We start from the raw sequence: 12,817 nt of genomic DNA on the forward strand, positions 1-12,817 counted from the left end.
AAAGGTCATCCCGACGTGTGAAAGCGTTTGGCGGTGGTGTAGTGCTTGTTCCAGTAACTATTGCTTAACGAATCGATACGCACGTTTTTGCCCGTGCGCGGCGAATGAATGAACTTGCCCGCCCCGATATAAAGGCCAACATGGCTGACCTGGCCACGCCCGTTGCCCTTGAAGAACACCGCGTCCCCGGGCTTGAGCGCCTCACGCTTGATGGTCTGCGCCGTTGAACGGTGCATGGCCGCCGTCGTGCGCGGGATCTGGATATTGGCTTCAGTCTTGAACAAATAGACCAGCAGGCTGCTGCAATCGAAACCCTGCTCCGCCGACGTCCCGCCCCATTTATACGGCGTACCCAATAACTCGTGGGCACGATCGATGACGTCGTCGATGGAGGTGGGCTTTATGCCCTGCAGTGAAGCGCCGAACGCGGCACGGGGTTGAACATTGGCCGAGGCCGAGGCCGTGAAGAAAGACAGACTGACAATGACTAAACACAAAATTGATCGAAACATGATGAACGTCGCAGTGGATTAAACACGGCGCAAAGCCTAAAGAACCCCCGCGTAACGGCACGAACGGCAAATCCCCATACCGCGTAGGACAAATCCGAAAAAACACCAGCGCGAAATAGATGAAAGAAACTTCATGCAGCGCAGAGCCGTTCTCAACGCAAAACGCCCGGATCCGGTGCTATAAATCCAGGCACGCACCATTTTGAAACACTCAACCAATGGTTCGACGCCCTATTGGGTGGCACGTCCGTGCCTGCCTACAGGGAATTCCCACTCCCCGGCGTGATTGGCAAGGCCCTTGCTCTAGCTCTTTCATCGCTCTTAGCTGGAAGCTTCCTGATGCTGGTGATCCACCGCCGAATCGCCCCCCAAGCCCTCTGGGCCGCCGAACTGCTGCTGAATTTCGAAGCCCGCAGCAAAAGCCGCCTGCGCTGTTTCAGTGCCGAAGGTGAAGACGTCGGCCTGTTCCTGGAGCGCGGCCAGCCACCGCTGCACGATGGCGAATTCCTACAAGCAGAAGACGGACGTGTCGTACGCGTGTGCGCACGCCCTGAACAACTGCTGCACGTCACCTGCAGCAGCGCCTTTGAACTGACCCGCGCCGCCTATCACCTCGGCAACCGGCATGTGGCCCTGCAAGTCGGCGACGGCTGGCTGCGCCTGCTCGACGATTACGTGCTCAAGGCCATGCTCGAACAACTGGGCGCCACCACTGAAACCATCGAGGCACCGTTCCAGCCGGAACACGGCGCCTATGGGGGCGGCCACCACCATTCGCGCCATGGCGATGAAGACTTCAACTACCCGCCCAAGCTGCACCAGTTCGGCGTACGCCTATGAACCCAGCATGGGCGCTGCTGCGCCTGGCCAGCCCGCAACTGCCGATTGGCGGCTACAGCTATTCCCAGGGCCTGGAGATGGCCGTGGAGAACGGCCGCGTCAATGAAGCATCCAGCGCCCGGCGCTGGATCAGCGACCAATTGCTGCTCAACCTGGCCCGTTTCGAAGCGCCGCTGCTGCTCGCCCATTGCCGCGCCGCCGCCGAGCAGGACTGGCCGCGTCTGGCGCAGTTATGCGAGGAACACCGCGCCAGCCGTGAGACCCGCGAGCTGTATCAAGAGAGTCGCCAAATGGGCTACTCCCTGCAGCAGTTATTGAATGGCTTGCCCGAACTCGACGCCGCCGCACGCCACTTTCTTGAACAACAGGCCGAACCGCACCTGGCGCTCGGCTGGGCCCTGGCCGCCCGCGCCTGGCACATCAGCCCCGATGACGCCTTGGCCGCGTGGCTGTGGAGCTGGCTGGAAAACCAGTTGGCCGTATTGATGAAAACCCTGCCCCTGGGCCAACAAGCGGCGCAGCGCCTGACCAGTGAGCTGCTGCCCTTGTTGCAGCAAGCCCAGCAGGACGCCAGCCGCATCGATCTCAACCACATCGGCAGTGCTGCATTCGGCCTGTCCCTGGCGTGCATGGCCCATGAGCGCCAGTACAGCCGCCTGTTTCGTTCCTAGAGCCCCATTACCTTGGAGAAGCACATGAACACACAACCCCTGCGCGTCGGCATCGGCGGCCCGGTGGGCTCCGGCAAAACCGCGCTGACCCTGGCCCTGTGCCTGGCCCTGCGTGACCGCTACAACCTGGCCGTGGTCACCAACGACATCTATACCCGTGAAGACGCTGACTTTTTGGTGCGCAACCAGGCCCTGGCGCCCGAGCGCATCATCGGCGTGGAAACCGGTGGCTGCCCGCACACCGCGATCCGCGAGGATGCATCGATCAACCTGGAAGCCGTCGACCAGCTCAACCGGCGCTTTCCCGGCCTGGATCTGATCCTGGTGGAGTCCGGTGGCGACAACCTGTCGGCGACCTTCAGCCCGGAGCTGTCGGACCTGACCATCTACGTGATCGATGTGTCGGCCGGCGACAAGCTGCCACGCAAGGGCGGCCCGGGTATCTGCAAATCCGACTTGCTGGTGATCAACAAGATCGACCTGGCGCCGTTGGTCGGTGCATCGCTGGAGCTGATGAACAGCGACACCACACGCATGCGTAACGGCAAACCCTTTGTGTTCAGCAACCAGAAAACCGGTGTCGGCCTGGATGACATCGTCGCCTTTATCGAACGTCAGGGCCTGCTGACTGCGGCCTGATCCCACCCTGAAAGGAGCCTGCTCATGGGTCTCAACAAACTTCTCGCCACCGCCGCCCTGCTGCTCGCCCCCGCCCTCGCCTTTGCTCACCCCGGGCATGGCGATAACGGGCTGGTGGCCGGCATCAGCCACCCTCTGGGCGGTATCGATCACTTGCTGGCCATGGTCGCTGTCGGCCTGTGGGCCGCGCAGCAAAAAGGCAACGCGCGCTGGGCGCTGCCGTGTGCGTTCGTCGGCACCATGCTGATCGGCGGCCTGCTGGGCTTTGAAGGCCTGGAACTGCCGGCGCTGGAAAGCGGGATTGCCGCCTCGGTGCTCGCGCTGGGCCTGGCGGTGGCCTTGGCCGTTCGCCCGCCGTTGTTCGTGGCCGTCGGGGCGACTGCATTGTTTGCCTTGTTCCACGGCGTGGCCCATGGCCTTGAACTGCCGGACATGTCCAGCCCTTGGGCGTATGCGGCCGGGTTTGTGGGGGCGACCGCCGTGCTGCACGCCGCTGGTTATGGCGTGGTGCGTTTCCTGCCGGCTGCGGCGGCGCCGTTGGTGCGGATTGCCGGGGCGGCTTCGGCGGCGACTGGGGTTTGGTTGCTCGCGGGCTGATTTGCGGCGCCTGTCAGGGCCTCATCGCAGGCAAGCCAGCTCCCACATTTTGATCTGCGAACCCAATCAAATGTGGGAGCTGGCTTGCCTGCGATAGCGGTCCCACAGACACCACAGAACCCAACCCTGCTACCATGCGCGCCTACACCCCTGCCGTGACGACGCCAGCCAATGCCCACCGCTCCACACTCCGCCTTGAACGCCGTGCTCACGCACTTCCACAGCCTGATCGTGCCGCTCTGGCAAGGCCCGGGCTGGAATGCCGACCTGGCCTTGCCCTATGAAGCACTGGACGCCGACCATCAGCCGCTGCCCCCGCAACGCTACCGCGCCATGGCCTGCGCCCGGCAGTTGTACCTGTTCGCCAGCCTGATCGGCGAACCCGGCGCCGCGTTTGCCGAGGAACGCGCCGCTGCGCTGTTCCGCTCCTTGCAACGGCATTTCCACGATGCCGAGCACGGCGGCTGGTTCTACAGCATCGACCCGGCCGGCAAGCCGCTGGACAAGCGCAAAGACCTCTACACCCACGCCTTCATCATCTTCGCCTGTGCCCACTACTGGGCCAAAGTGCGCGAGCCGCTGGTGGAATCGGTGCTCAACGCCGCCCTGGAAGTGGTTGCCCAGCGCTTTGCCACCGGCGACGGCCTGTACGAAGCGGTGCTGGAACGCAACTGGTCGTCCCTCAAGTCCGGCCCGTTGCAAAACCCGTTGATGCACTTGGCCGAAGGTTTCCTCGCCACCCTCGCGGTGCGCGACGATGCCGACGTACAAGCGGCCCTGCTGGCCTTGGCGACGGCCATGCAGCAGCGCTTCATCGACCGCCAGCAGGGCGTGATGATGGAGAAACCGCTGGGCGCTGTGGATAACTGGTTTGAACCGGGCCACCAGTTCGAGTGGTTCTTTTTGTTGGAATCGTCCGACGTGCTGCGCGGCACGCCGCTGCATGCGTCATTGACCCGCGCGTTTGCCTACGCCGAGCAAATGGGTGTGGATAACGTGACGGGGGCCGTCAGCGGCATGCTGGCCCTGGACGGCACCGTGCGCGATGGCACGCAGCGTATCTGGGCCCAGGCCGAATACCTGCGGGCACTCACCTTGCGGCTGAACAGCGAAGCGGTGTTGCAGCGCCAGCTACGGGCGCTGCAACTGCGGTTCTTGCATGAGAAGGGTTGGAATGAGTGCCTGAATGATCAGGGGCTTGTCAGCCGGCGGGATATGCCGTCAACCACGCCTTATCATTTGGCGACCTGTTATCAGGGGTTGATCCAGCATTTGGGCTGACCTTTAGGGCCCTATCGCCGGCAAGCCGGCTCCTACAGGTTGATCGCATTCCTCTGTAGGAGCCTGCTTGCCGGCGATGGCCTCACCTCGGTCTAACTGCCGATCACGCAATCCACTTGCGATCCCCGGTGAAGCTGATCGTCAACCAGCGCGCCGCATCCGGTTTCCCCAGCCCTGTGGATATCTCTTCGCGCAGCCCATCCAGGGTCGCGACGTTGTCCACCGGGTAATCCGCCGGCAACACCACATGAATCTCGATAAACCGCGCCCGCCCGTGCTTTTGCACGTAGGACACGTAGTCGTCGAAACCATGCTTGGCCTGGGCCGCTTCCATCACTTCGCGCACCTTGTCGTCCAACTGGTCCGGGGCAATCCCCAGCACCTCGCGCAAGGCCGGGCGCAGGATCTTCAGCGCTGGCGCCAGCATGCTCAGGGCCAGCAGGATCAGGATTAACGGGTCGACATACACCGCCCACTTGCCATAGCCCTGGGACTTGAGCAACAGTGCCGCCAGGAAGCTGATCAGCAAGCCGATCGACAGCATCGCATCCACCAGCCAGCTGATGTTGTCGAACTGGATCAGCGACGACTTGAGCGTGCGATTGCGATAACGCACGTAGAAGAAGTAGGCGAACTCCACAACGGTGAACACCGCCGCATAAATGATCACCAGCCCCAACTCGATGTCGCGCCCGCCATTGATAATGCCGAACACACCGTTGAGGAACGCGTAGATGGCGATCAGCAACAGGAAACTGCCTTCGATCAGCAGCACCATGGGTTCCAGGTGCCAATAGCCGAACTGGAAGCGTTCGTTGCTTTTCTTGGCGATCAGCTTGGCCGTGATCAGCATCAACACCTTGATGGCGGTGGCGATCAGCGAGAAAAAGCCGTCGAACAGAATGGATTGGGCGCCAGATACCACACCCGTGACAATCCCGGCGATCGCGACGGCGAACATCAGAATCGTTGATTGCTTGAGCAGTGCCTGCTCACCTCGGTTACTCACATTTCCTCCCGTCAAAACCTTAAATCCGCACAGTGCGGAGGGGCTTTCAGGAGGGGAGTGTACCTTATGGCCTGTTTTTGACCGATATGACGCCATCGCAGGCAAGCCAGCTCCCACATTTGAATGTATTCACACATCCAAGTGTGGGAGCTGGCTTGCCTGCGATGGGCGCGGCGCGGTCTAAAGCCTTACTTGGCCCCACGCTCAATCGCAAACCCCGCCCACGTCTGGCTCACCGGCATCAACTCCAGGCGGTTGATGTTCACATGCGCCGGGGTGTTCATGACCCAGAAGATCGTGTCGGCAATGTCCTGCGGCTGGATCGGCTCGGCACCCGCATAAGTCGCGTCGTAACGCGCCTGGTCACCGCCAAAGCGCACCAGCGAGAACTCGCTCTCACACAGGCCTGGCTCGATATTGGTCACACGCACGCCGGTACCCTGCAGGTCGCAGCGCAGGTTCAGCGAGAACTGCTTCACGAACGCCTTGGAGCCGCCGTACACGTGACTGCCCGGGTACGGGTAGTTGCCGGCGATGGAACCCAGGTTGATGATGCCCGCGCCACGGCCGTGGGCGATCAGGCGTGGCAACAGCAGGTTGGTGGTGGTCAGCAGGCCCTTGATGTTGGTGTCGACCATGGTTTCCCAATCGTCGAGGTTGCACTTGGGCGCAGGGTCGGTGCCCACGGCCAGGCCGGCGTTGTTGATCAGCCCGCGAAGCTTGGCGAACGACGGCGGCAGGTTGGCGATGGCGTCTTCCATGCCCTTGCGGTCACGCACGTCCACCACCAGGCCGTGGACTTCGGTTTGCCTGGAAAGCTCTTCGACCAGCGCATTGAGGCGGTCGGCACGACGGCCAGTGAGCACCAGTTTCCAGCCGGCTTCGGCAAAACGGCGGGCGCAGGCCTCGCCAAAACCAGAAGTTGCGCCAGTAATAAACAGCGTGTCGGACATGGTGTTCTCCTTGCGGGCATCGGGAAAAAAAGCAGCCAGCAGAATGCCCTTACACCGCCGTTGCGGCAACCGCTATGCGCATAACTTCATGCAAGCCTGATCATTTATTAACCACGTCGCGCAAAGCCTTATAAAACGTGGCCTGCAGCCATATGCACGCAGGTTATCCACAACTGCGCCCACAGTCTTTGGGGGCAAGTGCAAAAAGCCCGAAGCCCCTGTATGCGGGGCTTGCAGGCGGTTTTAGAAAGTTTTTTGCTTGACCTGGGCGGGGCCGTATGTAGGCCCATCGAGCGAGAGGAAAACCGAGCGATGGCTCCAGGCCAGTCATTCCGGCCTCTGCGGAGGTCTTTCCAGAGTTTAATCACAGACTTATCCACAGGCTGAGTGGACATAAATCGGTCATATACCTGTGTCTTTAAACAGGTTGACAAAGCCCTCGGCAGGTCACGAAAAAACCGCTGATCAAAAAACAACCGTCGCGCTACAGGCCACGTATTCATTGGCTTTCAGCCAGCTACTCCCACGTTACCCACAGCCGGTTCCACAGCGGATGGGGACAAGTCAAAACTGTGACAAAACAGGGATTTGCGGCGGCTATATGTCGCGCTTTGGAGGGGAGCCAGATTTGTTTTCCACAATTTCCAGAACGGTCTGTGGATAGCACAAAAAAGAATGTGGGAACCGCCTCATGTGGGAGCTGGCTTGCCTGCGATGGCATCACCTCGGTGTCCCTGACAAACCGAGGTGTCTGCATCGCAGGCAAGCCAGCTCCCACACAAAGCCGGCTCCTATAGGGTCCGCGTTGTTGGTTAGATCAGTGCCCGCCGAGGTAGGCGTTGCGCACTTCCTCGTTCACCAGCAGCTCTTTACCGGTGCCCGTCAGGCGGATCTCGCCGTTGACCATTACATACGCCCGGTCCGACAGGCGCAGCGCGTGGTTGGCATTCTGCTCCACCAGGAAGATGGTCATGCCGGTGGCCGCCAGCTCGCGCAGGGTGGCGAAGATCTGCTTCACCACAATCGGCGCCAGGCCCAGGCTGGGTTCGTCCAGCAACAGCAGTTTGGGCCGGCTCATCAGCGCACGGGCGATGGCGAGCATTTGCTGCTCGCCACCGGACATGGTCATGGCCCGCTGGTTACGGCGTTCCTTGAGCCGTGGGAACAGCTCGAACATGCGCTGCATGTCTTCCTGGGCGAACTTGTCACCAATGGGGATGGTGCCCATCAGCAGGTTTTCCTCGACGGTCATGTCGGGGAACACCCGCCGCCCTTCCGGCGACTGCGCAATGCCGTTGGAGGCGATGTAGTGGGACGACTTGTGGGTGATGTCGACGCCGTTGTAGATGATCTGCCCCGACTCGGCCCGTGGCTGGCCGAAGATCGACATCAGCAGCGTGGATTTACCCGCGCCGTTGGAGCCGATCAGGCTTACGGTTTCGCCTTCGTTGATGTGCAGCGAGACTTTTTTCAGGGCCTGGATCGGGCCGTAGAACACGTCCAGGTCCTTCATTTCGAGGATAGGTGCACTCATACCAGCTCCTCTTCGTCGGCGCCCAGGTAGGCCGCAATCACTTTCGGGTCGTTGCGGATCGCGTCCGGCCCGCCTTCGGCGATCACGTTGCCGTGGTCCAGCACCACGATGTGGTCGGAAATACTCATCACCATGCCCATGTCGTGTTCGATCAGCACCACCGTGAGGTCGTGTTCGTCGCGCAACAGGCGAATCATCGCGCTGAGGGCTTCGGTTTCCTGAGGGTTGAGGCCCGCTGCCGGTTCGTCCAGGCAGATGATCTGCGGCCGGGTGCACATGGCGCGGGCGATTTCCAGGCGACGCTGCTGGCCGTAGGAAAGCTCACCGGCCAGGCGGTTGGCGCAGTCCACCAGGTCCACCACTTCCAGCCAGTAGAAGGCGTGGTCGAGGGCGTCGCTTTCGGCTTTGCGGTAGCCCTTGGTGTTGAGGATGCCGGCCAGCATGTTGCGGTTGACCCACATGTGCTGGGCCACCAGCAGGTTTTCCAGCACCGACATTTCCTTGAACAGGCGAATGTTCTGGAACGTCCGGGCCAGGCCGGCGCGGTTCACCAGGTGGGTGCCACCGAACATCTTGTAGTAGACGCGGCTGAGGAAGCTTTTCGGCGAAACAAAGTCGATGGGCTGGAAACGCTCACCGAGCAGCTGGATCACATTGGTCTGCTTGCCACGCACGTTGAGTTCGATCTTGCCGCCGCTGGCTTTGTAGAAGCCGGTGAGGCAGTTGAACACCGTGGTCTTGCCGGCGCCGTTGGGGCCGATCAGGGCGAAGATCGAGTTGCGCTCGACCTTGAGGCTCACATCGCTCAAGGCTTTGATGCCACCGAAGTGCATCATCAAATGTTCAACGGAAAGGACGACTTCCTTGCTCATGGCGCCACTCCTTTACGTGGGGTCACACCGGTACGGCTGATGCGGATCAAGCCGCGCGGTCGCCAGATCATCATCACCACCATCAACACGCCAAACAGCAGCACACGGTATTCGGAGAAGCTGCGCAGCAGTTCCGGCGCGACGGTTAAGACGAACGCCGCGATCACCACGCCCACCGTCGACCCCATGCCGCCCAACACCACGATGGCCAGGATCAGTGCCGACTCGAAAAAGGTGAAGGACGACGGGTTGACGAAGCCCTGGTAGCTGGCAAAGAACACCCCGGCCAAACCGGCTGTAGACGCACCGATGGTGAACGCCGAGAGCTTGACCAGCACGTGGTTCAGGCCCATGGAACGGCAGGCGATTTCATCTTCGCGCAAGGCTTCCCAGGCGCGGCCCACCGGCATGCGGGTCAGGCGGTGCTTGATGTACAGCACGGCCAGCACCACCAAAAACAGCACGATGTAGATGAACATGAACTTGATGTTGGGGTTGTAATCGATGCCGAAGAACTCGTGGAAGGGAATCCCGCCGTCCTTCGCCTTGCGCCCGAACTCCAGGCCCAGGAAAGTCGGCGACGGCACCGGCATGCCGTTCGGGCCACCGGTGAACGACAGCCAGTTGTTGAGCACCAGGCGGATGATTTCACCGAAGCCCAGGGTCACGATTGCCAGGTAGTCACCGTGCATGCGCAACACCGGGAAGCCAAGTATGCACCCCGCCAGCGCCGCGCAGATTGCCGCCAGCGGCAGCACCGTCCAGAAGCCCAGGCCGAGGTATTGATAGCCCAGCGCCAGGCCGTAGGCACCGATGGCGTAGAACGCCACGTAACCCAGATCGAGCAAGCCGGCCAGGCCGACCACGATGTTCAGGCCCAGGCCCAGCAACACGTAAATCAGCCCGAGGATCACCACGGTCAGCAGATACTTGTTGGCGAAGATCGGGAACACGATCGCGATCACGATCAGCGCCGGGATGATCCAGCGCAGCCGCGACTTGTAGTCCGGTGGCAGTACGTGCACGCCGGAGCCACTGCTCTCGAAACCTTGAAGGATCTTCAGGCCCTTGGGGGTTTGCAGGAACAGGCTCAGGGCGAAGCGGCCGGCCATCACGATGGCGACCAGCGAGGCCACGCGGGCCGGTTCCAGGTTGAAGCTGTAGCCGTCGAGGACCACGCCGACGATCGGGCCGAACACAATCAGCGAAATCAGCCCGGCGAGGATCGTGTCGACCACACTTTTCTTGATATCAATCGATTTGGCAGCAGACATGTTTACACCTTCGCCACGAGTGGGCGACCGAGCAGGCCCTGGGGACGGAAAATCAGAATCACCACCAGCAGGGAGAAACTGAACACGTCTTTGTAGTCAGAGTTGATCAACCCCGAGAACAACGACTCGGAAATACCCAGGATGATCCCGCCGAGCATGGCCCCAGGCAGGGAGCCGATGCCGCCGAGTACCGCTGCGGTAAATGCCTTGATGCCGATGATGAAGCCGGCATAGAAGTCGAAGGTGCCGTAGTTCAAGGTGATCAACACACCGGCCAGAGCGGCCATGGCGGCACCGATGACAAACACGTAGGAGATCACGCGGTCGGTGTTGATGCCGAGGATGGACGCCATCTTGCGGTCTTGCTGGGTGGCGCGGCACATGCGGCCGAGCTTGGTGTATTTGATGACATAGGTCAGCAGGGCCATGCCCGCGAAGGCTGCGACCAGGATGAAGACCTTGGTGTACGTCAACTGAACGAAGCCTGTGCCGAAGTCGACACGCCAGGCCCCGGCCAGCAGGGTGGGAATACCTTGTTGCTTGGCGCCCTGGGCGATCTGGGCGTAGTTCTGCAGGATCAGGGAGATGCCGATGGCGCTGATCAGCGGTGCCAGTCGGGTGGAGTTGCGCAGCGGTTTGTAGGCGACACGCTCGATGACCCAACCGTAAACGCCGGTGACGACGACGGTGAAGATCAAGGTGCCGAGAATGAGCAGCGGGAAGGATTCGATGCCGAAGTAAGCCAGCAGTGCCAGACTGATCGCCGCGAGGTAAGCGGAAATCATATAAACCTCGCCATGGGCGAAGTTGATCATGCCAATGATGCCATAGACCATTGTGTAGCCGATGGCGATCAGGCCATAGACCGACCCGAGGGTCAGGCCGTTGACCAGTTGCTGCAGGAAAATACCATCCATAACGCAATCTCACGCGGTGAGCACCTGCACACCGGTGGGTGTGCGGCGCTTCTGGAGGAAAAGACAGATTTGTGGCCGGGCTCAAACAACCACTGTCCATGTGGGAGCTGGCTTGCCTGCGATGCAGACACCGCGGTGCTTCAGGTGTACTGCTGTGATGCAATCGCAGGCAAGCCAGCTCCCACAGGGATGGAGGGTGTTCAAGCTGTCGCGTTGATTACTTCTGTTTTTCCAGCTGGTGGTATTTGCCGTCTTTATCCCACTGGTAAACCACGTAGTCGGAGATTTTCAGGTCGCCCTTGCCGTCCCACTCTTTCTTGCCCATGACGGTCTGGACTGGGTGAGCCTTGAGCCACTTGGCCGCGTCTTCGCCCTTGTTGGACTTGGCGCCATTGAAGCCGGCAGCCAGGGCCTGGATCGAGGCGTAGGCGTACAGGGTGTAGCCTTCAGGTTCTACGCCAGCTTTGCGGAATTGCTCCACAACGGCCTTGCTGTCAGGCAGCAGGCGAGGGTCGGCGCCGAAGGTCATGTACACGCCGTCTACGTATTGCGCGCCGCCAGCGGTGGCCACCAATTCGTCGGTCACGACACCGTCATCGGACATGAACTTGACGTCTTTGAGGCCGGCTTCACGGATCTGGCGAACCAGAGGACCGGCTTCAGGGTGCAGGCCGCCGAAGTACACGACGTCAGCACCGGTGGAGCGGATTTTGGTGACCAGGGCGCTGAAGTCTTTCTCGCCACGGGTCAGGCCTTCTTCCAGCACAGGTTTCACGCCGCGCTTGGTCAACTGGGCAGCAGTGGCGTCAGCCAGGCCTTTGCCGTAGGTGTCTTTGTCGTTGATGACCGCGACTTTCTTGCCCTTGAGCACGTCGACGATGTAGTCGCCGGCCACGATGCCTTGCTGGTCGTCACGCCCGCACATACGGAACACGGCGCCCAGGCCACGCTCGGTCACCTGTGGGTTGGTGGAGCCCGGGGTGATCATGATAATGCCCGCTTCGTCGTAGACCTCGGACGCCGGGATGGTGTTGGAGGAGCAGAAGTGCCCGACCACGCCGATCACTTTGTCCTGGTCGGCCAGGCGGTTGGCCACGGCCACGGCCTGCTTGGGTTCGCAGGCATCGTCACCGGCCACCAGCTTGATCTGCTCGCCGTTGATACCGCCGGCCTTGTTGATCACATCGGCTGCCGCTTGGGCACCTTTCATGTACTGCTCACCGAAAGCTGCGTTGGCGCCCGTCATCGGGCCCGCCACGCCAATCTTCACATCAGCTTGAACAAACGTAGAAACACCCAGTGCCGCTGTCACGGCGAGGGCCAGAAAACCTTTCTTGTAAAACGTCTGGGACATGAGTGGTGCTCCGAGGTTTTTGTTTATTGGCACTACGAGTTCACTGCAAACTTTCACGAGAAAGCCCAGAGCAAGGCGCGTGCCATTACGTTTTTATTAATCAAAAAGACACGGTGTCATTGTTATTACAGGCGTTTCGACTCCTTTTGCCAGGACGTGCAACCGCCTAGCACCAAGAGGTGCAACCAATGGATCCAAAAAGTACAACCCTGGCAGGTCGCACCTGCAACCAAGCGTATAAACGACAGTTCCTACACCTGTAACAATGTGCGTAACGGAACTGCACATTTACAGTGCGCGATTGCTACGACTTGCACCAATACAGATTAGTAGCTTGCTAAGAAAATGCAGGCTTCTGGGCGGT

Annotated in this window: 13 protein-coding genes; 5 read left to right on the forward strand and 8 right to left on the reverse strand. The window is 60.7% G+C overall.

What is annotated here, in order from left to right; genetic code table 11:
* Positions 1-5: 5 nt before the first annotated feature.
* Positions 6-512 (reverse strand): C40 family peptidase, encoded by a 507-nt coding sequence (locus AC07SU_RS19005; RefSeq protein ID WP_176997099.1) that lies wholly within the window; start codon positions 510-512, stop codon positions 6-8.
* A 339-nt stretch (positions 513-851) separates the two neighbouring features.
* Between AC07SU_RS19005 and ureE the strand changes: the two genes are divergently transcribed.
* From ureE to AC07SU_RS19030, 5 genes are all read left to right on the forward strand, one after another.
* Positions 852-1,352, forward strand: coding sequence for an urease accessory protein UreE (ureE, locus tag AC07SU_RS19010; RefSeq protein WP_176997100.1), 501 nt, complete (start codon positions 852-854; stop codon positions 1,350-1,352).
* Positions 1,349-2,023 (forward strand): urease accessory protein UreF, encoded by a 675-nt coding sequence (locus tag AC07SU_RS19015; RefSeq protein WP_494997889.1) that lies wholly within the window; start codon positions 1,349-1,351, stop codon positions 2,021-2,023. Before ureE ends, AC07SU_RS19015 begins: the two co-directional genes overlap by 4 nt.
* Positions 2,024-2,047: 24 nt before the next feature.
* On the forward strand, positions 2,048-2,662 hold the full coding sequence (ureG, locus tag AC07SU_RS19020) for an urease accessory protein UreG (RefSeq protein WP_016972570.1): 615 nt from the start codon (positions 2,048-2,050) through the stop codon (positions 2,660-2,662).
* Positions 2,663-2,686: 24 nt separating this feature from the next.
* Positions 2,687-3,259, forward strand: a complete 573-nt coding sequence (locus AC07SU_RS19025; RefSeq protein ID WP_494997890.1) for a HupE/UreJ family protein — start codon at positions 2,687-2,689, stop codon at positions 3,257-3,259.
* Positions 3,260-3,430: 171 nt separating this feature from the next.
* A complete protein-coding gene (locus AC07SU_RS19030) occupies positions 3,431-4,540 on the forward strand; it encodes an AGE family epimerase/isomerase (RefSeq protein ID WP_494997891.1) in 1,110 nt (369 codons plus the stop codon).
* Between the two features lie 103 nt (positions 4,541-4,643).
* Here the strand turns inward: AC07SU_RS19030 and AC07SU_RS19035 are convergent, their stop codons facing one another.
* The 7 genes from AC07SU_RS19035 to AC07SU_RS19065 all read right to left on the reverse strand — a co-directional run bounded on the left by AC07SU_RS19035 (position 4,644) and on the right by AC07SU_RS19065 (position 12,453).
* Positions 4,644-5,549: a cation diffusion facilitator family transporter gene (locus AC07SU_RS19035; RefSeq protein WP_494997892.1), complete on the reverse strand. Its 906-nt coding sequence runs from the start codon at positions 5,547-5,549 to the stop codon at positions 4,644-4,646.
* A 188-nt stretch (positions 5,550-5,737) separates the two neighbouring features.
* Positions 5,738-6,502: an SDR family oxidoreductase gene (locus tag AC07SU_RS19040; RefSeq protein ID WP_176997105.1), complete on the reverse strand. Its 765-nt coding sequence runs from the start codon at positions 6,500-6,502 to the stop codon at positions 5,738-5,740.
* A gap of 817 nt (positions 6,503-7,319) precedes the next feature.
* Entirely contained in the window at positions 7,320-8,036 is a 717-nt protein-coding gene (locus AC07SU_RS19045; RefSeq protein WP_176997106.1) for an ABC transporter ATP-binding protein, read from the reverse strand.
* Positions 8,033-8,908: an ABC transporter ATP-binding protein gene (locus AC07SU_RS19050; protein ID WP_176997107.1), complete on the reverse strand. Its 876-nt coding sequence runs from the start codon at positions 8,906-8,908 to the stop codon at positions 8,033-8,035. Before AC07SU_RS19050 ends, AC07SU_RS19045 begins: the two co-directional genes overlap by 4 nt.
* Positions 8,905-10,182 carry a high-affinity branched-chain amino acid ABC transporter permease LivM gene (gene livM / locus AC07SU_RS19055; protein ID WP_178918699.1) on the reverse strand — a complete coding sequence of 426 codons (1,278 nt, stop codon included), beginning with the start codon at positions 10,180-10,182 and terminating at the stop codon, positions 8,905-8,907. The genes AC07SU_RS19050 and livM overlap by 4 nt, the downstream gene beginning before the upstream one ends.
* A gap of 2 nt (positions 10,183-10,184) precedes the next feature.
* Positions 10,185-11,099, reverse strand: coding sequence for an ABC transporter permease subunit (locus tag AC07SU_RS19060; RefSeq protein ID WP_058423439.1), 915 nt, complete (start codon positions 11,097-11,099; stop codon positions 10,185-10,187).
* A gap of 217 nt (positions 11,100-11,316) precedes the next feature.
* Positions 11,317-12,453 (reverse strand): branched-chain amino acid ABC transporter substrate-binding protein, encoded by a 1,137-nt coding sequence (locus AC07SU_RS19065; protein ID WP_176997109.1) that lies wholly within the window; start codon positions 12,451-12,453, stop codon positions 11,317-11,319.
* Positions 12,454-12,817: the final 364 nt, after the last annotated feature.

The sequence above is a fragment of the Pseudomonas sp. GW821-FHT05H12 genome (genome assembly GCF_059419385.1).

What these genes read in the sequence shown, in the direction of transcription:
- AC07SU_RS19005 (WP_176997099.1), bottom strand. Translation starts at nt 512, where the DNA reads ATGTTTCGATCAATTTTGTGTTTAGTCATTGTCAGTCTGTCTTTCTTC.
- ureE (WP_176997100.1), top strand. Translation starts at nt 852, where the DNA reads ATGCTGGTGATCCACCGCCGAATCGCCCCCCAAGCCCTCTGGGCCGCC.
- AC07SU_RS19015 (WP_494997889.1), top strand. Translation starts at nt 1,349, where the DNA reads ATGAACCCAGCATGGGCGCTGCTGCGCCTGGCCAGCCCGCAACTGCCG.
- ureG (WP_016972570.1), top strand. Translation starts at nt 2,048, where the DNA reads ATGAACACACAACCCCTGCGCGTCGGCATCGGCGGCCCGGTGGGCTCC.
- AC07SU_RS19025 (WP_494997890.1), top strand. Translation starts at nt 2,687, where the DNA reads ATGGGTCTCAACAAACTTCTCGCCACCGCCGCCCTGCTGCTCGCCCCC.
- AC07SU_RS19030 (WP_494997891.1), top strand. Translation starts at nt 3,431, where the DNA reads ATGCCCACCGCTCCACACTCCGCCTTGAACGCCGTGCTCACGCACTTC.
- AC07SU_RS19040 (WP_176997105.1), bottom strand. Translation starts at nt 6,502, where the DNA reads ATGTCCGACACGCTGTTTATTACTGGCGCAACTTCTGGTTTTGGCGAG.
- AC07SU_RS19045 (WP_176997106.1), bottom strand. Translation starts at nt 8,036, where the DNA reads ATGAGTGCACCTATCCTCGAAATGAAGGACCTGGACGTGTTCTACGGC.
- AC07SU_RS19050 (WP_176997107.1), bottom strand. Translation starts at nt 8,908, where the DNA reads ATGAGCAAGGAAGTCGTCCTTTCCGTTGAACATTTGATGATGCACTTC.
- livM (WP_178918699.1), bottom strand. Translation starts at nt 10,182, where the DNA reads ATGTCTGCTGCCAAATCGATTGATATCAAGAAAAGTGTGGTCGACACG.
- AC07SU_RS19060 (WP_058423439.1), bottom strand. Translation starts at nt 11,099, where the DNA reads ATGGATGGTATTTTCCTGCAGCAACTGGTCAACGGCCTGACCCTCGGG.
- AC07SU_RS19065 (WP_176997109.1), bottom strand. Translation starts at nt 12,453, where the DNA reads ATGTCCCAGACGTTTTACAAGAAAGGTTTTCTGGCCCTCGCCGTGACA.